We start from the raw sequence: 26,584 nt of genomic DNA, 5'->3' as shown, positions 1-26,584 counted from the left end.
AAAAGGTAACAAAAAAAAATGTAGCATGCAGCTGGTAAAGAGAATGGTCGTTTTATTGTTCATTCTCCATCTCCCGTTTACGTTTTTCTTTTTTCAATCTTCAATCTTCAATTTTCAATATTCCATTGCCCTTGCCCAGAATCCTCACCTTTTAACAGGTCAGATTCTCGATGCCACAACAGGCGAACCCGTTCCCTTTGCATCGTGCCAGTATAAGGGCCACAACATCGGTATGGTGTCGGATATCGAGGGCAACTATTCCATTGCCCGTCATAACGGGTGGTATCTCACGTTCTCTGCCGTCGGCTATGTGTCGCAGACCATTCTGGTCAATGCCTCTGCCAAGAACATCGTCAGGGTGCGTCTGCAGCCGGATAATAAAGTGCTGAAGGAGGTGACGGTCAAAGCCAAGCGTGGACGCTATAGTCGTAAGAACAACCCTGCCGTAGAGATGATGAAGAAGGTGGTGGCTGCCAAGAAACTCACCGACCTGTCGAATCGTGACTTCTACCAGTATAATAAGTATCAGAAAATCACCTTGGCCCTCAACGACTTCAAAGCCGAGGAACTCGACTCCTTGCCGAAGTTCAAGAAGCGCCAGTGGCTTGTAGACCAGATAGAGCCCTGCCCCTACAACAACAAGCTCATCCTGCCCGTCAGCGTGGATGAGACGGTGTCGCAGAAGATCTATCGCAAGAAGCCCCACGACGAGAAGACCATCATCAAGGGTATGAACTCCACGGGTATCAACGACCTGATCCAGACGGGTGACATCCTCAATACGGTGATCAAGGACATCTTTACTGATGTCAATATCTACGACGACCAGATCCGCATGCTGCAGTATCCCTTCACCTCGCCCATCGGAAAGGATGCCATAGCCTTCTACCGCTATTATATCCAGGACACGCTGATGGTGAACGGCGACAAGTGCTTCCATCTCCACTTCCTGCCCAACAACCAGCAGGACTTCGGCTTCCGTGGCGATCTCTATATCCTGGCCGACAGCTCGTGGCAGGTGAAGCGCTGTGAGATGACCATCCCCAAGAAGAGCGATGTCAACTTCGTGGAGAACATGCAGATTGTTCAGGAGTTCAGTCAGCTGCCCGATGGTGGTTGGGTGCTCACGGTCGACGACTTCTTTACGGAGTTGAAGTTCGCCAGCTTCCTCAACACCTTTGCCGTGATTCGCAATACCCGTCTTACCGACTATGCCTTCGACGAACTGCCCCGTCAGCTCTTCAAGGGAAAGAAAAAGGAGGTGAAGGATGCGAATGCCATGATGCGTGGCGACGACTTCTGGGCGCAGTACCGTCAGGTGGAACTCACAAAGAGCGAGAGCTCCATGGGCAACTTTATCAGTAATATTGAAAATATCAAGGGCTTCAAGTACATCATCTTTGTACTCAAGGCTTTCATTGAGAACTTTGTCGAGACGGGTTCCAAGAAGCATCCCTCGAAGGTTGACTTAGGACCTATTAACACCACTGTGACGTCCAACTTCATCGATGGTCTCCGTACACGACTCTCAGCGCAGACTACGGCCAACCTCGACTCCAACTTCTTCTTCCGTGGCTATATTGCCCGAGGCTGGGGATCGAAGAAAATGTATTATAAAGGTGATGTCATCTGGTCGTTCAACAAGAAGGAATACCTGCCCCGTGAGTTCCCCATGCGCACACTCACCTTCTCGTCGAGCTACGACATCGAGTCACCCTCCGACAAGTTCATGCATACCGATAAGGATAATGTGTTCACGGCCTTCAAGTGGTCTAAGGTCGACAAGATGCTCTTCTACAACCGTCAGTCGCTCACCTTCGAACGTGAGGAAGACTGGGGCTTCCGCACCACCGTGCGTCTGAAGACTGAAGAAAACGAGGCCGCTGGAGAACTATATTATATCCCCTTGTCGGAGAGCTCCGACCGCAGTCTGTGGACCAACTGGAGTCATCCCGTGGCGCCTATGTTCGAGGGCAATGGCTTTATTACAGCTAACCTTGCTCCTGTGGCCTCCCGAAAGTTCCGTACAACAGAACTCTTTGCCCAGCTGCGCTTTGCCCCTGGCGAGAGCTTCATCAACACCAAGCAGCGTCGTGTGCGCATCAACCTCGATGCCCCTGTCTTCACCCTCAGCCATACCCTTGGCATCAAGGGTGTCCTGGGCAGCGACTACAGCTATAACTACACCGAAGCCTCTATCTACAAGCGCTTCTGGCTCAAGTCATGGGGTAAGCTCGACATCATGCTCAAGGGTGGTCTCCAGTGGGAGAAAGTGCCTTATCCGCTCCTCATCATGCCAGAGACCAACCTCTCCTATATCCTGCAGGACTTCACCTTCTCCTCCATCAACAACATGGAGTTCCCCACCGACCGTTTCCTCTCAGGTAACATCGGGTGGGACCTGAATGGTAAGATCTTGAACCGCATCCCGCTGTTGAAGAAGCTTAAGTGGCGCGAGTTTATCGGGTTCCGCATCCTCTGGGGTGACTTGACGGACAAGAACAACCCCCTCCTTGAAGAGAACGCTGGTTCGCCGTTGTTGATGTACTTCCCCGAGGGCTCTTATGTCATCGACTCCAAGCGGCCTTACATGGAAATGTCGTTGGGCATTCACAACATCTTCAAGCTCATCCATGTGGAGTACGTGCGCCGCTTGAACTATAACGAGCTCCCCACCGCCCACAAACACGGTTTCCGTTTCATGATCCGCACCACATTCTAACAAACAATAATCCCCGCCAATCAGCGGGGATTACTCTTTGTCTATATACCCATGTCCGCTTCAACGTCTCTTTCTTATTCATCATTCCTCCAAGTAAACTCCAGCTTTACTCCGAGTAAACCGAGCCTTTGCTCCGTCTAAACTATTATAAGATAAACTACCTTGGTGGTACACGTGGTACATGGTACAAATGGTACATTTCGTTTTTCACTTTTACCATCTGTCTTGCCCTTTCAACTCTTCCAGAATGTGGCACAGCACATGACCTCGTTGGAGATTGCGCAGCTCACGGGAAACCATCGGAGAAAGACGGAGTTTTTACAGACGTGAGCGTAGCCTGTCAGGGGAGGGGGGGCTCGAGATGACAAGTTTTTAGACAAAAAATATTAAAGGGTGGGCGGAAATGCAAATATGTCGGATGTTTTTAGTATATTTGCATCGTAAACAGTCTTTATGACACTTTCAAGACAATAATTCTATAAATATTAAGTATGGTACAAGATTTATACGTTTTGATGATTACAGCAGCTGTAGTCAGTATTCTGTTTAAGTTGTTAAAGCAGCCTGTGGTGCTGGGCTATATCGTTGCCGGCGTCTTGGTAGGCCCCAATCTGTTTGGAGGGACTTGGGTGAATGAGGAAAACGTCAAGGCATGGGGCGACATCGGCGTGCTGTTTGTGTTGTTCTGCATCGGCCTGGAGTTCCGCCTCAAGAACCTCATCAGCAGCGGCAAGGTGGCAGCAATCGGTGCGTTGACTATCATCGGTGGTATGATGCTCTTTGGCTATGCCGTGGGCAAGGATGCCCAATTGGATATGGTCAACTCCCTTTTCTTGGCAGGCATGCTTTGTATGTCGAGCACCACGATTGTGATGAAGGCTATTGATGAGGCAGGCTTGAAAAAGGAGCGTTTCGTGAAGGGCGCCACCAGCATTCTCATCGTTGAGGATGTGGTGGCTGTGGTCCTGATGGTATTGCTCTCCAGTATAGCCATCCGCCATCAGTTCGAGGGTGCCGAATTGGTAGGCAAGGTCATCGATCTGGCTATTACCCTCGCGGCATGGTTCATCTGCGGCATTCTGATTATCCCGACACTGATACGCAAAGTGAAGAAACATTTGAATGACGAGACGCTTATCATCCTCGCCTTGGGTCTGTGCCTGGGTATGGTGCTGACGGCTGAGGAAGCAGGGTTCAGCAGCGCTCTCGGTGCTTTCGTGATGGGTTCCATCCTTGCCGAGACGGTGGAGTCGCATCGTATCGAAAAGCTGATGACACCGCTCAAGAATGTCTTTGCTGCCATCTTCTTCATCTCCGTGGGCATGCTGATCAACCCGGCTTCATTGGCGGAATATTGGGTGAGCATCGCCTATGTCAGCCTGGTCATTATCATCGGAATGATTCTCTTTGCTACCTTGGGTTGCTGGTGGGGCGGTCAGACCATGCGCGACTCTATGCTCACTAGTTTCTCGTTCGTCCAGATTGGCGAGTTCTCGTTCATCATCGCTTCGCTGGGTACCAGCCTGGGCGTTCTCAATCCCGTGATCTATCCTATCATCGTGGCATCCAGTGTGGTGACCACCTTCCTCACACCTTATATTATGAAGGCTGCTGTGCCATGCTATACGTTCCTTTATAATCACGCCCCAGCGGGCTTACGTGCTAAGATCGACCAGCGTGAGCAGCAAGTGGCAGCAGCAGAGGCAGAGGCGGCTACGCCATCCGGCGACACGAAGTCATTTGCAGAAAAGGTTCGACATGCCGTCAGGAACACTTTTATCATGAAGCATCTTGTCAATCTGTTTATCAAGAACATGAGTGCTCACGATGAAAAGGCAAATTAGCTGCAGGTTATAGCCGTACGCCAAAGGAGGTGTTGATGAACCAGTCGTTCAGATAACCTTTGGTGCTGTTGTGATGATAACGGATATTGTTGAACTGCCCGTATGCATTGAGGAAACAGCGCCCAAAGCTATAGGTTAGCGACATGCGGGCATCGAAGCCTATGCTGAGTCCGCTGTTGAAGGTCTTATCACCTATGGGGGTTATATGCAGATTCCCATAGAACCACTTATCCCAGTCTTCGTTGGAGATGTCCGGGTCCCAGAAGATGGGGGCTTCCATCAGTGTCTCGACGTTTGTTTCATAGGCATAGGCCTTGAGCTTGTTGACGAAGGTGAGCATGGGCATGGCGAGGATGTTGATGAGCAGACCGCGAGCCGGTACCCAGTTGTATGCATAGCCTACACCAACACTGCCTTGCCATAGTTTCATGCGGCCCAGTCCTTCCATCGCATAGATGATGTCGCCATTAAGGTCTGAGGCATAGTCGATGTCGGTGTAGTTGTACATGAGTCCGGCCATCAGCGAACCCGCCGAGCGTTTCTGTATCACCGACTGGTCGTAGGCTGCCGCATAGGAGAATTTCTTGCCATTGAACATATAGTATCCGTCGGCGATAATCGTTTTCACGTGGATAGGGTCTATCAGCTTCACTTCTTGCCATGTGTCCAGGTCTTCTTCTGATATAAGGCTGCTGTTCAGATTGAAGTTCGGGGTGCTGTTTTCAAACGAGTGGATGCGCACATTGATGCCATAGGAGCCTCCCGTGGCACCAATCGTGAAATAGCTACCTTTGTCGCCGCCAACGTTGAACGTGTAGCCCAGACCATAGCCCCTATATCCTGCCCACAGGCCGACATACTGCGAAGGAGTGGTCTTCAAGTGCGGGTTGGCACTGTATTCTTCGCCTGCCATATCCCCTTGGGACTTCATACTCACGATGGTCTGGCTCACATTGCCTCTCAGGATAACCTGCCAGGGCTTCTCGGGGGCACCTATATAGCTGCGGTCAACACCCTTGACGGCCATGGAGTCGAGAAGGGTACCCACTTTATTGACAAGAGAAACCAGTTTCCCTTGCGCCATCGTCTGCCCACAGAAATTCAGGCAAAGAAATACAACCGATATAAAGATTGTTTTGGTGACTTGTGCCAACGTTATTTCCTGATGATTTTCTTATTATTGCTGATCACTATTCCACGGGTAGAAGCATTGGCAGGTGTTCCGCTCAGCGTATAGGAACGCTCTTCACCAGTAGTGACGGTGCGAGTAGCAGAGGTCACAGCTGTCGGCATATCCTCGATGGCGTCGTATTCTGCCATCGCCTCAGTCATACGGGCGTCGAGGTCTGTCAGACGGTAGAGCCCGTCGCTATTGGCTGTCAGACCCTCGATCGTGACGGACTGAACCATCGGAGGCTCTTCAAGCGAGAGCAGTGAGCGGGCATGCATCTGAGTGTATTTCGGATAGACCAGATTGATGGCGACATAGTCTTCGCTGCCATCGCTCCATTTCTCGAAGACGAGCTTCGAACCGATGGGCGTGCGCACCTCCAATGCATGCTCTGTCTCCGGAAGATTCAGACGCAAGGCTGCTCCGATAGATGTCAGATTGACATCATGACCACAGAGGAAAGTGAACTTGCGATTGACGTTGGCAAGCTCCTCACGGATAAGGCTCACCAGGGGATAGGCCAGATTGACAGCAGCACTATGAGTGGAGTAGAGCAAACCGTCGTGCACCTCCTTGACATGACAGATGGCGCGCCATTGTTCCTCTGTCAGTTCATGACCAAAGGCCGCCATGTTCTCGCTCTCAAAGCACTGAAGCACGAGGGCATCCGACACGCTGTAGGCCAATTTGAAGCCGCCCGACATCTTGGGCTCGTCGTCCTTTTCCAACTTGTACTGCATATCGTCGAAGCGGAAATGGGTCGTATCGTTGGCGGCAGCAGGCGAGTGGGCCATGTCTATCACCTCCTCCATCAGGGTCAGCGTGGGCTGTACACTCTGCATCCATGCCTCCGGACCGCCATGCAAAGCCTCCATCTCAGCAAGAATCTGCTGGCGATACTGATCGTTCATCTTTGTGAACTGGGGTTTGAACACGGGATCCATCTTGTCCTCGTCGTACTTATGTTTTATCTCCACATTGGCAAAAGGCAGGAAACCTGCTGAGAAGTATTTCGCCGTAGTGAATGTGCGCTGGCGCGAGTTGGCATAGAACAGCACCTCGTTGTCTGTTGGACGGTAGTTATCGGGTAAAAGGCCTGCGCTGACCACCCATTTACGGAAGAACTGGCCCATCTCTGTCTCGAGCACACCGCCGCGCTGCGACAGCTGGCTGCTGGGTGATGTCCACTTAAACCATTCGTATGGTGTCACCCTCATATGGGCAGCACCACCAGATGTCAGTGGCGAACGGATGTTGTGACGGCTCATCACCACCACTTCTTTCAGTTCATACTTTGCCTTGAAGACATCGGAGCGTTCTGTCTGAGCCTGTAGGCTCGTTGCAGCAATGATGGCTGCTGCTACCATTATCAACCATTTTTTCATATCGTTCAATCTTTAAGAAAGAGGTGGTTCTTTGACGGCATCCTGAATGACCAGTCCCGCCAGCATGTTGCCGAAAATGGCGGTGATGTGTACGAGGGAGCCTTTGCCCTCGCCTTGGGGCTCGATGAGTTCGTCGGAATAGACGCACAGGAACTTACGCGAGGGATACAGGCCCTGGAGTTTGACCTGCGGTTGAACCTTGAAACGCTTGCGGAGGGCACGAGCCAGGGGGTCGCCTTGAATCTTCCAGAATTCTGCAATTTTGATGCGTGTAGGGTCTAGCTTTAAGGCTGCACCCATCGATGCGAAGAACGTGGCATTGGTTTCGCAAGCCATTAGAATGAGTAATGCCTTATCCTTGAGCGAGTCAATCGCATCGATAATATAGTCATAGCTGTTGAGATGGAAGCTCTCGGCGGTTTCGGCTGTGAAGAACTCATGAATAGCCGTAATCTCAGCAGAGGGATTGATGGTGAGCAAACGTTGGCGAAGCACATCCACCTTCACTTGTCCTATCGTCTCCGTGGTGGCCATCAGCTGGCGATTGATATTGCTGGCACATACAGTATCGCTATCGACAATGGTCAGATGTTTGATTCCTGAGCGCACCAGACTCTCGGCGCACCACGAGCCTACGCCGCCCACACCGAAGATGATGACGCGCTTCTCGCCGATGCGCTCCATCGCTTCCTGACCCAACAAGAGTTCTGATCTACTGAAAATAGCTTGTTCTAATGCCATACGGTCTCTTCGTGAAGGTTTTCACGGCTGCAAAGGTACGACTAATTTTAGAACTAATCACCAATCATATACATTTTTTAGCATAATACCTCACTGTTGGTATTCCCTGTTCCGCTATTTTTCGTACCTTTGCACCCGAAAACGAAAGAAAAGAGGATTATGAAAAAAACGATATTATGGATAGCTGCACTCGTGGTTGGTGCGGTATTGGGACTGTTAGGGCTGCATTGGCTCGACCAGACGATGGAGTTTGTGGCTGTGGTTTACACACGACTGTTCCAGCTGTTGGCCGTGCCTACAATCGTCTTGGCGGTCATCACAACGTTTGCCACATTCGGCTCGAAGGGCTCTGGCAGGGTTTTTGGCCGTACGTTGACTTACACCCTTCTGACGACCTTTGCAGCGGCGGCAGTGGGAGCGGTGCTCTATGTGCTGGTGGCTCCTGGCAATCTGCCTGCTGACGCTATCGGACAGGGTGAGGAGGTTGCCGCCGATACTCCACACCTCTCTTATTACAGTCATCTGATGGGTCTCATACCGAATAACATCGTCAAGCCTTTCCTTGAAGGCAATGTGCTCTCGCTGTTGCTGCTGGCCTTTGCCATCGGCATCGGACTGTCGAAGTTGCCTGAATCCGAGAATAAGGCTGTGGTCGTAAAGGGGCTGCTGGGACTTCAGGAGCTGCTCTTCCTGCTGATTCGCGGCCTTATCTGGACCCTGCCCCTTGGCATCGTGGCTTTCTCTGCCCAGCTGTCTGCCCAGGTGTCGGCAGGTGTCGTAGCCGACAGCATCGGCAAGTATGTGCTGGTGGTGCTGGGTGGTAATGTGATACAGTTCTTCGTTGTGCTGCCGCTGTTCCTGTTGGCGCGAGGCCTGAACCCTATCCATGTGCTAGGGCGGATGATGCCCGCCGTGCTGATGGCCCTCTTCACCAAGAGCAGTGCAGCCACGCTGCCAGTGACGATGGATACTGCTGAGAATCGTCTGGGTGTCAAGAAGAATATTGCCCGCTTCGTATTGCCCATCTGCACCACAATCAATATGAACGGCTGTGCAGCCTTTATCCTCGTCACCTCGCTCTTCGTGATGCAGAATGGCGGTACACCGCTTACATGGTCGACCATCCTCTTGTGGATTCTCATCTCCGTCGTCTCTGCTGTAGGTAATGCTGGTGTGCCCATGGGCTGCTATTTCCTGACGCTCTCGCTGATGTCGGGCATAGGTGCTCCTGTCGCCATCCTGGGTGTCATCCTGCCCATCTATACTATTATAGATATGGTGGAAACGGCTGAAAATGTATGGTCGGACTCCTGCGTTGTGGCCATGACTAACCACGATTTATAGCAAAATACCATGTTTGTGGTATGCGAATAACGCGCCCGCGGTATTGTGGAGGTGGAAAAAACAGCCTACCTTTGCACCCAGAAACATTTAGTTATTTATTTATAAAAGGATAAGATTATGACAAAGATTGCAAAACAGCTGACTGAGCTCATCGGCAACACTCCAATTCTTGAGCTCAACAAGTATTCACAGGCAAAGGGTCTCGAGACCCCGGTTATTGCTAAAGTAGAGTTTTTCAACCCCGGCGGTAGCGTAAAGGACCGTATTGCCCTCGCCATGATCGAGGACGCTGAGGCTAAGGGTATCTTGAAGCCCGGTGCCACCATCATCGAACCCACATCAGGAAATACGGGCGTAGGACTGGCACTGGTATCTGCCGTCAAGGGCTACCATCTTATCCTTACCATGCCTGAGACCATGAGCATTGAGCGCCGTAATCTTGTGAAGGCCTATGGCGCCGAGGTTCGCCTCACCTCTGGTAAAGACGGTATGCCAGGCGCCATCCGCGCTGCCGAGGAGTTGCGCGACTCTATCCCTGGTGCTGTCATCCTGCAGCAGTTTGAGAACGCAGCCAATCCCGCCAAGCATTATGCCACTACGGGTCCGGAGATCTGGCGTGATACCGATGGAAAGGTGGATATCTTCGTAGGGGGTGTAGGTACTGGCGGTACTATCTCTGGAACAGGTAAGTATCTGAAGGAGCAGAACCCCAACGTGAAGATCATCGCCGTTGAGCCAAAGTCGAGCCCCGTCTTGAACGGTGGCAAGAGCGGTCCTCACAAGATTCAGGGTATCGGTGCAGGTTTCATTCCCAAGACTTACGATGCTGAGGTGATCGACGAGGTGTTCGACGTAGAAAACGACGATGCCATCCGCACAGGTCGTGAGGTGGCCCAGTCAGAAGGTCTGCTGGTGGGTATCTCTGCGGGTGCTGCCCTCTATGCAGCCATCCAGGTGGCCAAGCGTCCAGAGAACAAGGGAAAGAAGATTGTAGTCCTGCTGCCTGATACGGGTGAGCGCTATCTCTCTACCGTTCTCTACGCCTTCGAGGATTATCCTCTTTAACCCCTATACTCCGTAGGCGTCACGCCAAACTGCTTCTTGAACACCACAGAGAAGTGGCTTTGTGTACTGAAACCGCACTTGTCGGAAACTTCTGAGACGGTATATTTGCCGCTCTTCAGGAGTTCCGCGGCGCGGTTTAGTTTGTAAGTACGGAAAAAGTTCGAGGGTGTCTCGCCAGTCAGTCCTTTGATTTTGTAGTAGAGCTTGGTTCGCGAGATGAGCAGTAGTCTGGTGATACGTGTCACATCGAGTTCTGAGTTCCAGAGTTCTTCCTCCATCAGCTTGTAGAGTTCCTCCATGAAGTGCTTGTCCTGCTCGGAGAGGGCGTTGTCGAGTTGAGAGTTGAGGGCTGAAAGCTGGGAGTTGGTGTTCGAGGTCAATAATTGCCTCACACGTTCGCGATTTTTCAGCTGACTCTGTATCAGAGCTGATAGTACGGCAGGCTCGAAAGGCTTTGTCACGTAGGCGTCTGCACCCACGTTCAATCCCTCCACCTGATTCTCGGCCGTTACCTTGGCCGTCACCAGAATTACGGGTATATGACTTAGCTGGATGTCCTGCTTAATCTCCTGACACAGCTCGTAACCGTCTTTTCCTGGCATCGCCACATCGCTCAACACGATGTTGGGTTCCTCTGCCCGCATCTCCTCAAGGGCCGTGTCTGCATCGAGACAGGTGATGAGCCTATAGTCTTGTGAGAAGAGTATGCGCATGTAGTTGATGATCTCTGTGTCGTCGTCGACGACGAGGATGGTCGGACGGTGGTCGTCGTCCTTTTCCGGGGAGACAGGGGAATATGTGGACAAGGAGTCCAAGACCATAGCTGAAGTGGGGGGAGTCTTGTCTTCCTGTAATAGACTTCGTTCTGCCTCGGTATAAGCGCTCTCGTTCATGGGATAGATGAGCGTAAAGACGGCACCAGTGCCCTCTGTACGATTGCCTGCCGTCAGACTTCCGTGGTGTAGTTCTGCCAGACGGCGCGAGTAGTAGAGGCCGATGCCCGTACCCCAATTCACGATTGCTTTCGTCTGGTTGTCGAGCTGGTAGTAGCGCTTAAAGATATTCTCTTTCTGCTCCTCAGGGATGCCCTTGCCTGTATCGGCAATGGTCACCTTCACCTGATTGTCTGCTACATCCAACGATACGTCGATATGGCCTCCACGGGGCGTAAACTTCAGGGCGTTCGACAGCAGGTTCGACACAATCTTCTCCAATTTGTCACTGTCTGTCCAAGCCATGAGCTGGTCTTCCATCCCGAATCGGTTCAGCGTCAGGCCTTTTTCGTGGGCGTTAAACTCAAAGGTGTCGCAGATGTCGTTCATCGCCTTCACCACGTCGGTCTGCTCCACGCAAAGTCGTAGGGTGTCATTCTCCAGTTTGTTGAAATCCATCAGCTGGTTCACGAGTTTAAACATCCTTTGGATGCTGCGCTGGGCCACAGTCAGCAGATTACGCTCACCACTGTCCAGTGAACCGCTCTTTGACAGTTGTCTGACGGGCCCTGCGATCATCGTCAAGGGCGTACGGAACTCATGGGCGATATTGGCAAAGAAACTCATGTTCATCGCGTTGACGCGCTTTTCCTGTTCCTTCTCCATTTGTGCCTGACGGGCTGCCCTGCGTGCCATCACCACTCTATGGGCGTTCTGATAGAGATACCACGCGAGGGCCGATGCCAGTACCAGATAGATGATCCACGCCCACCACGATAGGGCAGGAGCCGACTCGATGACAATGCGGATCGAGCGCTCGTCGCCAGCTACCTCGTCGCTAGCACTGTCGGTGGTGCGAACGCGCAGGGTGTAGTGGCCTGAGGGCAAGTTGGCGTAGTTGGCCCAGTGGTCATTGCCCGCATCAATCCATTCGCTGTCGAATCCGTCGAGCTTATAATAATAATGTACGCGTTCGTATTCGCCGAAGTCGAGGGCGGTAAACGAGATGCCGAAGCTGTTCTCATGATGCTTCAGACGCACCTCACGACAACTGTCGAGTATCGCCTCTATAGGACCTTCTGCGGCAGGACGTACCAGTTGGTTGTGAATCTTCAAGTCGCAGAATATCAGTGGAATCTGTCGGATGGTGTCGATGTCGGCAGGGTTGAACATGGTAATGCCCTCCGTACTGCCAAATACCAGACTGCCGTTGGGTAGCTGGCACGAGGCACGATCCACGAACTCATCGCCACCAATGCCGTCGGCCTTATAGAGTGTTGTGATGCGTCCTGTCTTTCTGTCCCATCTGTTCAACCCCTTCATGGTGCTGATCCAGATGTTCTCCTGACAGTCCTCCTCGATGCTCGCCACGTCAGAACATGAGAGACCGCCAATACGCGTCATCCTGTTCGCTTGGATGTCGTACCTCAGTAATCCGTTGCTCACGGTGCCTATCCACACATAGCCCTGCTTGTCCTCATGCATGCTGGTGGGGATATATACGCTTCTGCGGATACACTTCTGCATGTCCTGTATCTCCAGCTGTGTCAGCTTACCCGTCGTGGGATTCATCTGTAGGATATTTTGATAGAAGGCTGATATCAGCATCTGTCCGTCACTCAGTTTCAGCAATGAGGGGATGAAGGTATAGTCCACATTAAATGCCTGCTTCATCTCGGGCTCGCTGCTGCCAGGGTGGAACCCATAAAGATAAGTCGATGCTGTCGAGGCCCATACCGTACCGTCGTCCGTCTGCTCAATGTCCATCGCCATCGGCACGGGCCACTGGCCGAGGATATTCAGTCTCGTCCCGTCGTATCGGCATTTCATCACGATATTGCTCGTCGAGAGCCATAACAGTCCATCGCGGTCGCAGAAAATGTGGTTTACGGCGTTCTTTGTCTCACCAGCTGGCAGTCCCTCAATCCCAATCTGTTCGGCTTTCTGCGTCGCAGTATGATACACGAACACACCTTTCAGCATCGTCGATACCCAGAGGTTCTCCTGCTTGTCTATAGCCACGGCCATCACCGATGAGTTCTCGATCATTCGGTTCAGATAGCTGTCGCTGCCGCCGAACTTCTCTTTATAATAGTAGTCTACGAAGAGCCCCTTGTCGTAAGAGCCCAGCCAGATATTTTTCCTGGAGTCTTGGAAAATCTGCGTCACGTAGGCATCTGGCACGGGTAGGGTAAAGCCGGCTTCGCCCTCGCCCACCAGTGTGTGGGTGAGCAGGTTCAGTTCGAAGAGACCATTCTTCGAGGTGTTCAGCAGGATGGTGTTGTTTTCCAGCAGACAGGCAGCCTGTACCACGCTGCCGTTCTTCAGTAACCTCGCCTTCATCTCTGTATTTAACGGCACCTCCTGACGGCCTTTCGTGTCGAAAAGCATCAACGTACCGTTGCCAGACGACAGCAGCAACCCGTTCTTCAGCATGGCGAAATAGTAGAATCCAGCTCCCTCGGGGTGCTTCAGTTCCGTGCGTAGCTTAAAGTCGTTGCCGCTATAGATTAACAGGTTCTCAGAACCAATCAGCAGAATGTCGTCGCTTGAGTCGATGAAGAAGTCGCCCCAAGACTGGTTTGTCAGCTGACGGTTGATGCGAGGCAGGAAGATATGGTGATGCTCGTCGTAAACCATTACCTCCGTGCCGTTGTAGACCATCACGCGTCCCTTCGAGTCCATCAGCAGCTTACGGGCGTTGCGGTTGCTCGTCTGCATGGGTATGCGCTCGAAATTGTCTTGTCTGGTATATCGGCATACGCCGTTCACTGTCGCCACCCAGAGCCGTCCCTGCTTGTCGTTGAGCAGATCCTGCACGTTATTGTCAGGCAGTCCCAGCGAGTCCTCCGTGCAGAAATATTGGTGATACGCATGTCCGTCATAGCGGTTCAGTCCTCTGAACGTCGCAATCCATAGCTGACCCGTAGCATCCTCCTCGATGTCCTGCACGCGGCTGTTAGATAGTTCGCCAGCCACCACCAGTCCATGTTCCTCGTCCTTATCCTTGCTCCCATCGCACAAATCCTTTTGCTGACAGGAAACAATCATCAACGTACTGAAAAACGCAGCCAGTGCTACGGCAAGATTCTCTTTTAGTCTCATAGTGTCGTAATTTTATGCTGCAAAGATACGATGATTTTTTGAATTTATGGTGCTTTTTTACAGAAAGGTTTAATCGGGCAGAGGTGTTTTTGAACGAATCGGATAAGTTTTGAACAAATAGGAAAGTGCCGGAAACGATTTGAACAAAGGGGAAAAACGAAAAACAGATTCAGAACGCTACCTTTTTAAATATTATATACTTTTGCAGCCGAAAACGAGACCAAAGCATTAAAATTTTCAAATAATAGTTCTAACAATTTAACTCAAACAATTAAAACTCAATGAAAAAGAGCAGTATTTTGATGATGATGATGGCACTGATGATGTCGGTGACTTCATTCGCCCAAGGAATCAAGGGCACTGTGATTGATGAGAACGGTGAGGCCGTAATCGGTGCAACGATTGCTGACAAGAACGACAGCAAGAACGCTACCATTACCGACTTCGACGGAAACTTTGTAATTAATGTGAAGACTGGACAGAGCATTGTGGTCTCTTACATCGGCTATGAGACCCAGGAGTTGGCAGCCAAGAATGGCATGACCATTAAGATTCAGCCTGACAACAAGGTGCTCGACGAGGTGGTCGTAGTTGGTTATGGTGTACAGAAGAAGAGTTCGGTGACGGGTGCCATCTCGCAGGTTAAACCAGAGGATATGGAAAACCGTACCATCTCGAATGCCCAGCAAGCTCTGCAGGGTAAGACCTCTGGTGTGCAGATCATTCAGTCGAGTGCAGCCCCAGGCAGCTCGCCTACCGTACGTGTGCGCGGTTATTCCTCTAATAGTAGTTCTGAACCTCTCTACGTGGTGGACGGTGTGCGCCTGAGCGACATCAGCGGTATCGACCCTGCCACCATCGCCTCGATGGAAATCCTGAAGGACGCTGCTTCGGCTGCCATCTATGGTGCTGAGGCTGGTAACGGCGTGGTGCTGATTACCACCAAGAAGGGTAAGGCCGGACAGGGTAAGATCAGTTATGACTTCCAATGGACTGACGAGAGTCTGGCCCGCATCCCCAAGATGCTGAGCGCACAGGAGTATAAGCAGTATATGATGGAGGGTAACCTCTTTACTGAGGACTACATTAACGCCAACTGGGACGGCACCACCAACACCAAGTGGACGGACGTGGCTTTCACCCACGGTCACATGCAGAAGCACAACTTCTCGTTCACTGGTGGTAACGATCGCGGCAACTACTACCTGGCCCTCTCATACTTGAATAATAATGGTATCGTAAAGGGCGATGCAGACACTTATAAGCGTCTGACAGCCACCATCAATGGAGAGTATAAGATAAAAGATTGGCTGAAGGTTGGTACAACGAACCAGGTGGAGAAGTACAACGTGCGTCAGGTATCTTCTAACAATGAGTACGGCTCTCTGCTGACGGCTGTGCTGATGATGGATCCGCTGACCCCTGACACCTATGGAAAGACCCTGCCAGAAATATATCAGACCTATCAGGCCGCAGGAAAGACATTCCTGCAGGATGGTGCAGGCAACTACTATGGTATCTCTCAGTTCTACAATGGTGAGCAATATCACCCCATGGTCATGCGCGACAATGGTCTGAGCAAGAGCTCTGGCTATAACGTGACGGGAAGTATCTATGGCGACTTCACGCTGATTCCCAACCTGACCATCACGTCTCGTTTCGGTTATCGTCTGGCTGGCTCTCGTAGCTCTTCTACCTCGCTGCCTTTCTACGGCAATGCCGTTCAGAGCCGCGACTACGTAAGCCAGAGCAACACCTCTTCTACCACGATCTACTATCAGTGGGAGAACTTCGCAAACTATATGAAGACCTTCGCTGATGCCCACACCGTGAGTGCCATGGTCGGTATGTCGTTCCAAGACAATAACTACGACTACGTGACTGGCGGTCTGGACGCTAACGGTGAGGATGCCCTGAAAAAGAACGATCCGCTCTTCTACTATCTGAACTACGCCAATGCCTCAGCTACCAAGAGCGTCAGCGGTGAGACCACCAACACTACGAAATATTCATACTTCGGTCGTGTGGGCTATGACTACATGGGTCGTTACCTCTTCCAGGCTTCGCTGCGTGCTGATGCTGCCGACCTCTCGAAGCTCTCTAAAAAGAGTCGCTGGGGATACTTCCCTGCCGTATCTGTAGGTTGGACTATCAGCGAGGAGAAGTTCTTCAATCCACTGAAGAGCTGGTTCGACAGCTTGAAATTCCGTGCATCTTGGGGCCAGAACGGTAGTCTCTCGGCCTTGAGCGGCTATAGCTACAGCACAGACATTGCTCTGGGCGGGCTGTATCCCTTCAACTCAGGTATCCAGTACACACAGGCTGCTGCCCCCTCAACGATGGGTAACGATGACCTGAAGTGGGAAACGTCTGAGCAGCTGAACTTCGGTCTCGACGGTATCCTGCTGGGTGGGCGTCTGACCTTCGGTATCGACTACTTCATCAAAAAGACCAAGGACCTGCTGGTTTGGAACACCACCCCTTCGCTGGTCATCGGTGGTTCTACATCGCCTATCAATGCCGGTAATGTGGAGAACAAAGGCTTCGAGTTCGACCTGGGTTGGAGAGACCATATCGGCGACTTCAGCTATGGCATCCGTGCCAACCTCTCTACCCTGAAGAATGAGGTGACCTATATTGACCCGTCAATCACCCGTCTGTCTGGCAGCACCTTCCATACCTATACGATCACTTACTTCGAGCAGGGCTATCCTGTATACTACTTCCGAGGCTTCAAGTTCGACAAGATCAATCCTGAGACTGGTGACCCGATGTTCGTAGACATCAATGGTGACAATCAGATCACCAACGATGATATGACCGATATCGGCAACGCCATTCCCAATATTACCTATGGTATCACCCTGACGGCAGCCTATAAGGGCTTCGACCTGACCGTATTCGGCACAGGTGCTGCAGGCAACAAGATTTTCAATTGTATCAACCGCCCGGACTACGCTACCTCTAATAAGATGAAGGAGGTGATGTTCGACGACCGTTGGACTCCCACCAACACCAATGGTACGAAGCCCCGTGCAGGAGCCAACGACATCGATAAGTATGTGGACTCCAGCGCTATGGTTTACGATGGTAGCTACTTCAAGTTCAAGCAGATCCAGCTGGGTTACACCCTACCGAAGAGCCTGATCAGTAAGGTAGGCATCAGCCACTCTCGCATATACTGCTCTCTCGACGACTTCTTTACCATCTCGAAGTATCCCGGTTTCGATCCTGAGGCCAGCGCCAACGCCACCACTGGCATGGGCGTAGACAAGGGTGCTTATCCTACATCTAAGAAGGTGGTACTGGGCTTCAATATAGAGTTCTAATTAAGATTGAAAATTGAAAATTGAAGATTGAAAACTGAATAATAGAAAAAGTTATGAAAAAGAACAGATTATATATAGCACTGCTGGGTCTGATGTCACTCGCCTTTACCGCTTGCGACAGCGAACTCGACATCGAGAAACACGGCAATATGGGTAGCATGGACACATACTACACCACCGACGAGAATATTAACACGGCTTCGGCATCGCTCTATCTGCAGATGCGCAGCAACTACTATAACTGGTTCTTCACCAAGAACCTGCTCTCTGACGACTCTTGGTGTGGCGGTGGTCAGCGTAATGACAATGGCCAGATGGAGGAGTTGAACGAGTACTCTTTCGACACTAATCACAGCATGATTGAGAGCCTCTACTCAGGACTTTATGGTATCATCTACAAGGCCAATCTGATTATCGACAAGACTGAGGGTGATACGCCTGTGATGAAACACGCTATCAACGAGGCCAAGGTGTTTCGTGCTTTCGGACACTTCGAACTGGCTTCTCTCTTTGGAACGGCCCCGGTGGTTGACCATCTGCTGGAACCGGGCGAGTATCGTCAGGCTAATGGTACCGCAGCCGACCTCTGGGCTTTCGTGGAGAAGGACCTCACCGAGGCTATAGGCTCTGGTACGCTGCCTTCAAAGAACGATGTCAACGATCAGGAAACCGGTATCCGTGTGACCAAGGAATACGCCCAGGCACTGTTGGGTAAGGCTTACCTCTTCCAGGGAAAGTACAGCGAGGCAGCCTCGATGCTCGACAATGTGATCAACTCTAAGAAGTACGCCCTCTATCCAGGTGAGTACGATGCCCAGTTCCATGCTCTGGCTAACAACAACTGCGAGTCGCTCTTTGAACTCCAGAAGCGTAACGATGCAGAGCAGATGTGGAACCAGTTAGACATGCTCTTCCTGATGCAGGGCTGGCGTACGAGCGTACTGATGTATAGCGGACAGGCTGCCCAGGAGTTGGCAACAGGTACCTATGGCTTCTTCAATCCACGCAAGTCGCTCTATGATGCTTTCGTGGCTTGGGAAGGTGCCGACGGCTATCGTCTGAACAAGTCCATCATGACCTACGATCAGATTAAGGCTTACGGCGTAGAGGCTCAGCCCGGTGCCAGCGTCTATGGCAACGAAGGTTATTTCTACTGGAAGAACCAGTCGCTGAAGTCGGACGTGATTGTGGATATGTCGTACTTCCAGGGTGGACAATATATCGACCAGAAGGTGATGCGCTATGCAGAGGTGTTGCTGATGGCTGCAGAGGCTCAGCTTCAGTCAGGCAACGCATCGAAGGCTCTGGAGTATGTCAATGAAGTGCGTGCACGTGCCAAGGAAACACCGCTGACAGAAGTCTCCATGAGTGACATTAAGATGGAGAAGCGTCTGGAGCTCTGCAACGAAGCTATCCGTTTCCAGGATCTGGTGCGCTGGGGTGACGCCAAAAGTGCTATGGGTGAGCAGGGTAAGGATGTGCCTGCCTTCACAACCAATGGCGTACAATGGAACTGGCACAACACCAAGTATGGCTTCCAGGATAGGAACATGCTGTTGCCTATTCCTCTGAAGGAACTCGAGTTGAATCCTAACATGCAGCAGAATCCCGGATGGTGATTTGTAAAGGTAAAAGGTAAAAAAGATTATAAAAGAATAGGAAATGGTGCAAAGGTTCAAAAATATTTTGTATCTTTGCACCAACCTAAAAAGACTATAACGTAAATGAAAGCAATTAAAATGATGGTAGTGGCAGCCCTCTGTCTCATGGGCTCAGCCGCTCAGGCTCAGCAAAACCTGAGCTGGGGACAGGGCCCGCAGGTGGCTTCGCCCGATGTACATGCTGACAACTCAGTAACATTTAATCTGATTGCCCCTGAGGCACAGAAGGTACAGATCACTGGCGATTTCCTGCCAACGCAGAAAATCAAGGTGGAAGGCTATGGTGAGGTTGAAGCCCCTGGCGTTGTGGACCTCGTGAAGAACGATAAAGGTGTATGGAGTTTTACGTCAGAACCCCTGAAGCCCGAGCTCTATACCTATAACATGATGGTGGACGGCGTGAAGATTATCGACCCGCTGAATGTGTATAACATCCGAGATATCAACAACCTGTTCAGTGTGTTGCTGATTGGCGGTGATGCCCGTACAGATCTCTATAAGGTAAACAAGGTGGCCCACGGAACGGTGAGCAAGGTATGGTACGAGAGTCCTACGGCAGGTCTAACCCGTCGTCTGACGGTCTATACCCCTGCTGGTTACGAAAAGAGTAAAAAGAAGTATCCCGTATTCTATCTGTTGCATGGTATCGGTGGTGACGAGAATGCCTGGAGTGAACTTGGTCGTGCCGCCCAGATCCTTGACAACCTCATTGCCCAGGGGAAGGCAGAGCCCATGATCCTGGTGATGACCAATGGTAACATCTCTCAGGAGGCATGCCCTGGTGAGACTTCTGAAGGCTTCAAGGTGCCCACGATGATGCTCCCCAAGACGATGGAGGGAAGCTTCGAGACTGCTTTCCCCGATGTGGTGAAGTTCATCGAGAAGACCTATCGTGTGAAGAAGGATAAGGCACACCGCGCCATCGCAGGATTGTCGATGGGTGGTTTCCACAGCCTCTTCATCTCGATCAACAATCCTGATATGTTTGGTTATGTAGGTTTGTTCTCTGCCGCTGTCGACCAGCAGCAGAAGGATGGGGCGGAAGGTCATCCGGAAGTGTATGCAGACCGCGATCAGAAGATTGACTGCCTGTTCAGCAAGAATCCCAAACTGTTCTGGATCGGTATCGGCAAGACCGACTTCCTCTTCAAGAACAATAACGATCTGCGTGCCTATCTGGATAGCAAAAACCACAAATACACCTACCTTGAGACCGATGGTGGCCACATCTGGCGCAACTGGCGTATCTATCTCACAGAATTTACTCCATTACTTTTCAAATAATAGCGTATGAAGAAGACCATTTTTTTCGCCTTCGGTATGGTAGCCCTGATGACGGGTTGCAACTCTGCCGACAAAGTGACTAAGAACACCATCAATCAGGAAGAGGTGATGGCCAAACTCTCGCTTGAGGACAAGGCACATTTTGTGATTGGTACAGGAATGCAAGGCTTCTCTGGTGATGAGGCCGTGATTGGCGCCACTAAGAACCTGGTGCCTGGTGCTGCTGGTACCACCTATCCTCTCGACTCACTGGGAATCCCTGCCATCGTATTGGCCGACGGTCCTGCTGGACTACGTATCGACCCCACGCGTGAGGGTGACTCTGCTACCTACTATTGCACGCATTTCCCCATCGGAACGCTGCTGGCCTCTACATGGAACACTCAGCTCGTAGAAGAGGTGGGTACCGCCATGGGACAGGAGGTGAAGGAATATGGTGCCGATGTGTTGTTGGCACCTGCCTTGAACATTATGCGTAACCCCCTCTGCGGTCGTAACTTCGAGTATTACTCTGAGGATCCCGTGGTGGCAGGTAAGACCGCTGGCGCCTATATCACTGGCGTTCAGAAGAACGATGTAGGCACCAGCATCAAGCACTTTGCGGCCAACAATCAGGAGACCAACCGCATGGGCAACGATGCCAATATGTCGCAGCGCGCTCTCCGCGAGATCTACCTGAAGGGCTTTGAGATTGCCATCAAGGAGAGCAAGCCTTGGACGGTGATGACCTCTTATAACTATATCAACGGTGTCTATACCTCTGAGAGCAAAGACCTCGTACAGACCATCCTTCGTGATGAGTGGGGCTATGAGGGAACTGTGATGACCGACTGGTTCGGAGGTAAAGACGGTGCTGTGCAGATGTGGGCAGGTAACGATATGCTCCAGCCTGGAAAGAAAGCCCAGTTTGACTCTATCGTGGCTGGCGTGAAGAGTGGTAAGCTCGCAGAGGCTGACCTCGACCGCAACGTGAGCCGTATCCTGAATCTCATTGAGAAAACACCTCGATACCAGGGCTATCAGTATTCCAACAAGCCCGACCTCGAGGCTCATGCAGCCGTTACCCGTCAGAGTGCTGCTGAAGGTATGGTGCTGATGAAGAACAACGAGGCTCTGCCTCTGAAGGAGAGTGTGAAGAATGTGGCTCTCTATGGCAATACATCATACGAGTTTATCGCCGGAGGTACGGGCTCTGGTAATGTGAACCATGCTTATGTGGTGTCGCTGCTCGATGGTCTGAAGAACGGAGGCTACGCTGTCTCTGACGATCTGAAACAGGCGTATGAGCAGTTCTGGAGCGACTACCATAAGGCACGTGAGGCCGAGATTGCTGAAATCGAGAAGACAGATAAGCAGCGGGCAATGATGATGAAGTTCCTGCCCAGCGGTCTGCCTGCAGAGAAGCAGTTTACTGCTGCGGAACTTGAGACTCAGGCCGCCAAGGCTGACATCGCCGTGCTGACTATTGGACGCATCTCTGGCGAGTTCTTCGATCGTAAGTCTGCCGACTTTAATCTGAGCGACTCTGAGCGTAAGCTCATCGAGCAGGTGTGTGAGGTGTATCATAAGGCTGGCAAGCAGGTGGTCGTGCTGCTGAATATCGGTGGCGTCATCGAGACTGCTTCTTGGAAGGATCTGCCTGATGCTATCCTCTGTGCCTGGCAGGCAGGACAGGAAGGCGGCAACAGCGTGGTTGACGTGATGAGCGGCAAACAGTCACCCTCTGGTAAGTTTACCATGACATGGCCTGTGAAATTCACCGATGCTTATTCCTCACGTAACTTCCCTGTAGACCAGACAGCAAAGATCGACTTCATGAATACTGTAGAACGGGGTAATGTGAAGAATGTAGACTACACCAACTACGAGGAGGATATCTACGTGGGTTACCGTTATTTCGACAGCTTCAACGTACCCGTGAGCTATCCTTTCGGCTTCGGTCTGAGCTATACTACTTTTGAGTACAGCGATGCCCAGATTGCCGAGAAGGGCGATGCCTACGAGGTGACAGTTACTGTTAAAAATACAGGTAAGTTTGAGGGCAAGGAGGTCGTTGAGCTTTACATCTCCGCTCCCGACAACAAGGCTGCCAACAAACCCGTCAAAGAGTTGAAGGCCTTTGCCAAAACCAAGCAGTTGAAGCCGGGCGAGAGTGAGACACTCACACTCACAGTGAAGGCTGCCGACCTCGCATCATTTGACGAGGCTGCCTCTGCATGGGTGGTTGCCGAGGGTGAGTATCAGTTCCTGGTAGGTGCTTCCTCTCAGGACATCAAGGCTACCCTTACTGCTAATGCCAAGGCTCAGCAGACCAAGGTCAACGATGTGATGAAGCCTCAGGCTCCGCTAAATCTCTTGAAGCGTTAATAGCTATTAGTCTATAAATAGTCAAGCACGGCTCGTGAGAGTCGTGCTTGATTCTTTTATGATAGACAGGCAAGGGCTATTCTGCTGTCAGGTCTTCTATCTGGTCGATGACGTCCTGATACTGGCGCTGGGTCTTGAGGTGGATCTTGATGCCAATGATGGCGCCGATGATACCTCCGATACAACCGCCCCAGAAGAAGCCATTGTTAAAGTCACCTCCCTGAATCTGATAGATCTCGTAGAAGAACCATCCCATCCATAAAATGACGGCGGGAATGCCAAACAACAGCCAGTTGGATTCAAACTTCTTGGCACTGACCACCTTCTTGCGGGCTTCCACGAGACTGTGGCTCATCAGTCCGGGATCACTGATTTTGCGACTGTTGTAGAAAGTGGCACCTGCACAGATGAGCATAAAGATGCTGGTGACAATCCAGAAAAAGACGGAGAGGCCTGCCAGTTTCACGAAGCACCAGTAGCCGTAGGGCACCATCAATATTCCAATGGCCATGATAATGTTGTAGCGGCGGTTGATGTTGCTCACTTCGTTCCGCATCGAACGGCGTATGAGGCGGTCGTTCACTATTTCCTGCTGGTTAAGCTTATTCTTGAGAGTGGTCATCTGCTGACGCATCTCCTCTAAATTGAAATTCTCGTTCATAATGGGGCGTGGTTTTAATCGTTTGACATTTGTTTTAACTGTTCACGGATTCTAAACAGACGGACGCTGACGTTCTTAGTAGAGATACCGACAATCTGTCCGATTTCCTCGTAGGGGAGGTTTTCGAGCCAGAGCAGGACAATCGCACGGTCGAAGGGCTGGAGCTTGGAGATACGCTTATGGAGCATGTCCACCTGCTTGGTGTCCTCGTCGCGGTCTTCAAAGAGGTTGATGTCCATTGTCAGTCTGGTTGTGGCTGCGCGTCGCTTCTTCCTGTCAATTGATATGCAGGTGTTGAGGGCGACGCGGTAGATCCACGTCCGGATGTCACTGCGATGCTCGAACTTGTCGAAACCTTTCCAAAGATTCACTAGTACCTCTTGGAACAGGTCGTTCACCTCGTCGGCATCTTGCGAGAACATGTAGCACACGGTGTAGATGGTGCTCTTGTGTTCTGCAACGATTTGCGCAAATTGTCTTTCTAATGTCATCATTGTCATTCTGTTTTTTGAATCATTTGCCCATTAGACGCAGCAAAAATACAAAAAACTACGCGAATTTCCAATTTTTTTCAAAAAAAGCTATTTGGCTGATTCGATTATTCTGGTTCTACATGTATGGCCACGTGTGTTTCCGGGCCATAATGCTGTCTCAGAATCTCTTCAATCTCGGAGGCCTTGTCGTGGGCTTGACACAAGGAGATGTCGCCAGGCATCAGGATGTGGAGCTCGATGGCATAATGGCTGCCGATGCGCCGTGTACGCAGGTCGTGGGGATTGACAACGCCATCCACGGAGGCCGCAAGGCGCAGAATCTCTTCTTCCACCTCCTCAGGCAGTGATTGCTCCATCAGGTCGCCAAAGCCACGTCGCAACAGTTCTGTAGAAACCTTGATGATAAAGAATCCCACAATGACGGAGGCGATGGGGTCGAGTACGGTCCAGCTCTGTCCCAGGAAGATAGCCCCCCCGATGCCGACGGCTGTGCCTATTGATGAAAGGGCGTCGCTGCGGTGATGCCAGGCATTGGCCTCGAGCGCCTGTGATTGGAGCTGATGGGCCACCGCTATCGAATAGCGGTAGACAGCCTCCTTAAGTAATATCGACAACAGGGCAGCCCAGAAGGCCAGCATACCAGGTGCCTTGAGCTGATGACCATTCCACCATGCAAAGATTTTCGTGATGCCGCCATAGACGATACCAAAGGCTACAGCGAGTAGTGCCAGTCCGATGATGGTCATGGCCAGCGTCTCATACTTTCCATGGCCGTAGTCGTGCGACTTGTCCTTGGGCTTACCGCTGATATGTACGAAGACGAGCACGATGACATCCGTCACGAAGTCGCTGAGCGAGTGGACGGCATCGGCCACCATGGCCGCACTATGTCCCACAATGCCCGCCACAAACTTGAAGACGAGCAGCAACACATTCACTGCTCCCCCGACAAGTGTCACCTGATAGATTTTCCTGTTTCTTTCCATCGTGTCAAGTTTACAGGCTGCAAAAATACACCATTTATCCGATAATCGGAAAGAAATCCTTGGAAAAATGAACAAATAGAAACGGATTTGAACAAATAGAAACGTCGAGGTGCACTTTTGAACACTTGTGAAAAACAAACGTACGCTGCGAAAAGTCTTTTTTTATTAGTTTTTTTACCTTTGCACTCGGAAATCCAAAAATATTTTGTATATTTGCCCAAAATTCAATCAAAGATAAATTGCAATCGTATGAAAAAGAAAATCATGACTTTCGCGCTGGCAGCCATGTGCTGTGTAGGCGCTCAGGCACAGGAGAAGCTCTTCAACAGTGCCAGTGTTCAATCTCCAGTCGTCAACAAGGACGGCACAGTGACATTCAACCTCTTTGCCCCAAAGGCCGTGAAGGTGGAGGTGACAGGCGATTTCCTGCCCACTCAGCCTGTTGAGGTCGAAGGCTTTGGTACTTATGATGCCCCAGGTGTGGCTCAGCTCAAAGAAGGAAAGAACGGCGTGTGGAGCTATACCACCGACAAGCTCGCTCCTGAGATGTACAGCTATACCTTTAATATTGATGGCATGACGGGTGTGAAGGATCCTGCTAACATCTATGTGAATCGCGACATCGTATCGTTCACCAACATCTTCATCGTCAGCAACGAGAAGGGCGACAAGGGCGACCTGTATCGTGTGAACGAAGTGCCCCACGGCAACCTCTCGAAGGTATGGTACAATAGTCCCACACTGAAGATGCAGCGCCGTATGACCATCTATACCCCTGCCGGCTACGACAAGGGTGGCAAATATCCGGTATTGTATCTGCTTCATGGTGCTGGTGGCGACGAGAACGCCTGGAGTGAGCTTGGACGTGCTGCCCAGATTCTCGACAACCTGATTGCCACAGGTAAGGCTAAGCCCATGATCGTGGTGATGCCCAATGGTAACCCCAACTGTCAGGCAGCCCCTGGTGAGTGGTCGTGGGGCATGTACACGCCTGGCTTCCGCGACAGTGGTACCGGTCCTACTGCTCCTGCTGCAGCTTCTATCCCGGAGAGCTTCATGGACATCGTGAACTATGTGGATGCCAACTACCGCACTCTGAAGGATCGTGCCCACCGTGCTATCTGTGGCCTGTCCATGGGTGGTGGCCACACCTTCCACGTAAGTCTGCTTTACCCCAACAAGTTCGACTATTACGGACTCTTCTCTGCTGGTCTGCACTTGGGCAATGGTGGATTCCAGGGATCGTTTGCCGATCAGATCAAGGCTAATCCCGAGTTCGCAACCCAGTCAGCAAAGCTCTTTGGCAGCAAGCCCAAGCTTTACTGGATGGGTATGGGTAAGACCGACTTCCTCTACCAGAGCACTGTCGACCTGCGCGCTTTCTGGGACAGCAAGGGTTACAACTACGAATATGTGGAGACCGATGGCGGTCACATCTGGCGTAACTGGCGCATCTATCTGACGATGTTTGCCCAGAAAATCTTCAAATAAGT

At 51.3% G+C, this 26,584-nt stretch carries 16 protein-coding genes; 9 read left to right on the top strand and 7 right to left on the bottom strand.

Features of this window, described 5'->3' with window-relative positions:
• Positions 1-43 precede the first annotated feature (43 nt).
• Positions 44-2,722: a DUF5686 and carboxypeptidase-like regulatory domain-containing protein gene (locus BMY16_RS01060; protein ID WP_170835960.1), complete on the top strand. Its 2,679-nt coding sequence runs from the start codon at positions 44-46 to the stop codon at positions 2,720-2,722.
• A gap of 491 nt (positions 2,723-3,213) precedes the next feature.
• On the top strand, positions 3,214-4,566 hold the full coding sequence (locus tag BMY16_RS01055; RefSeq protein ID WP_091838863.1) for a cation:proton antiporter: 1,353 nt from the start codon (positions 3,214-3,216) through the stop codon (positions 4,564-4,566).
• Between the two features lie 7 nt (positions 4,567-4,573).
• On the opposite strand, the gene BMY16_RS01050 is transcribed toward BMY16_RS01055, so the two are convergent.
• From BMY16_RS01050 to BMY16_RS01040, 3 genes are all read right to left on the bottom strand, one after another.
• Positions 4,574-5,650 (bottom strand): DUF4421 family protein, encoded by a 1,077-nt coding sequence (locus tag BMY16_RS01050; protein WP_091838860.1) that lies wholly within the window; start codon positions 5,648-5,650, stop codon positions 4,574-4,576.
• A 71-nt stretch (positions 5,651-5,721) separates the two neighbouring features.
• Positions 5,722-7,122, bottom strand: a complete 1,401-nt coding sequence (locus tag BMY16_RS01045) for a histidine-type phosphatase (RefSeq protein ID WP_091838858.1) — start codon at positions 7,120-7,122, stop codon at positions 5,722-5,724.
• A gap of 12 nt (positions 7,123-7,134) precedes the next feature.
• Complete coding sequence (locus tag BMY16_RS01040; RefSeq protein ID WP_091838855.1) at positions 7,135-7,863, bottom strand: tRNA threonylcarbamoyladenosine dehydratase; 729 nt, start codon at positions 7,861-7,863, stop codon at positions 7,135-7,137.
• A 159-nt stretch (positions 7,864-8,022) separates the two neighbouring features.
• Between BMY16_RS01040 and BMY16_RS01035 the strand changes: the two genes are divergently transcribed.
• Both BMY16_RS01035 and cysK read left to right on the top strand, forming a co-directional pair.
• Positions 8,023-9,207, top strand: coding sequence for a dicarboxylate/amino acid:cation symporter (locus tag BMY16_RS01035; RefSeq protein ID WP_091838853.1), 1,185 nt, complete (start codon positions 8,023-8,025; stop codon positions 9,205-9,207).
• Positions 9,208-9,324: 117 nt separating this feature from the next.
• Positions 9,325-10,272 carry a cysteine synthase A gene (gene cysK, locus BMY16_RS01030; RefSeq protein ID WP_091838850.1) on the top strand — a complete coding sequence of 316 codons (948 nt, stop codon included), beginning with the start codon at positions 9,325-9,327 and terminating at the stop codon, positions 10,270-10,272.
• Here cysK and BMY16_RS01025 read toward each other — a convergent pair.
• Positions 10,269-14,309, bottom strand: a complete 4,041-nt coding sequence (locus BMY16_RS01025) for a two-component regulator propeller domain-containing protein (protein ID WP_091838847.1) — start codon at positions 14,307-14,309, stop codon at positions 10,269-10,271. The two genes, cysK and BMY16_RS01025, sit on opposite strands and share 4 nt — an antisense overlap.
• 281 nt (positions 14,310-14,590) lie before the next feature.
• Between BMY16_RS01025 and BMY16_RS01020 the strand changes: the two genes are divergently transcribed.
• The 4 genes from BMY16_RS01020 (at position 14,591) to BMY16_RS01005 (ending at position 22,950) form a co-directional block, all read left to right on the top strand.
• The gene (locus BMY16_RS01020) at positions 14,591-17,638 is read left to right on the top strand and encodes a SusC/RagA family TonB-linked outer membrane protein (protein ID WP_091838845.1); all 3,048 of its coding nucleotides are present in this window, start codon (positions 14,591-14,593) and stop codon (positions 17,636-17,638) included.
• Between the two features lie 53 nt (positions 17,639-17,691).
• Positions 17,692-19,257 carry a RagB/SusD family nutrient uptake outer membrane protein gene (locus tag BMY16_RS01015; protein ID WP_091838842.1) on the top strand — a complete coding sequence of 522 codons (1,566 nt, stop codon included), beginning with the start codon at positions 17,692-17,694 and terminating at the stop codon, positions 19,255-19,257.
• A gap of 105 nt (positions 19,258-19,362) precedes the next feature.
• Positions 19,363-20,583, top strand: a complete 1,221-nt coding sequence (locus BMY16_RS01010) for an esterase (RefSeq protein WP_091838839.1) — start codon at positions 19,363-19,365, stop codon at positions 20,581-20,583.
• A gap of 6 nt (positions 20,584-20,589) precedes the next feature.
• The gene (locus BMY16_RS01005; protein ID WP_091838837.1) at positions 20,590-22,950 is read left to right on the top strand and encodes a beta-glucosidase; all 2,361 of its coding nucleotides are present in this window, start codon (positions 20,590-20,592) and stop codon (positions 22,948-22,950) included.
• A 76-nt stretch (positions 22,951-23,026) separates the two neighbouring features.
• On the opposite strand, the gene BMY16_RS01000 is transcribed toward BMY16_RS01005, so the two are convergent.
• From BMY16_RS01000 to BMY16_RS00990, 3 genes are all read right to left on the bottom strand, one after another.
• The gene (locus BMY16_RS01000) at positions 23,027-23,611 is read right to left on the bottom strand and encodes a hypothetical protein (RefSeq protein ID WP_091838834.1); all 585 of its coding nucleotides are present in this window, start codon (positions 23,609-23,611) and stop codon (positions 23,027-23,029) included.
• Between the two features lie 14 nt (positions 23,612-23,625).
• Positions 23,626-24,105 (bottom strand): RNA polymerase sigma factor, encoded by a 480-nt coding sequence (locus BMY16_RS00995; RefSeq protein WP_091839822.1) that lies wholly within the window; start codon positions 24,103-24,105, stop codon positions 23,626-23,628.
• A 104-nt stretch (positions 24,106-24,209) separates the two neighbouring features.
• Complete coding sequence (locus BMY16_RS00990; protein WP_091838832.1) at positions 24,210-25,091, bottom strand: cation diffusion facilitator family transporter; 882 nt, start codon at positions 25,089-25,091, stop codon at positions 24,210-24,212.
• Positions 25,092-25,340: 249 nt separating this feature from the next.
• On the opposite strand from BMY16_RS00990, the gene BMY16_RS00985 reads away from it, so the two are divergent.
• Positions 25,341-26,582, top strand: a complete 1,242-nt coding sequence (locus tag BMY16_RS00985; RefSeq protein ID WP_091838829.1) for an esterase — start codon at positions 25,341-25,343, stop codon at positions 26,580-26,582.
• Positions 26,583-26,584: the final 2 nt, after the last annotated feature.

The sequence above is a fragment of the Prevotella sp. ne3005 genome (assembly GCF_900110085.1).
Lineage (GTDB): Bacteria > Bacteroidota > Bacteroidia > Bacteroidales > Bacteroidaceae > Prevotella.
The sequence above is the reverse complement of the archived record's forward strand: the minus strand, read 5'-3'. Positions and strand labels throughout refer to the sequence as shown.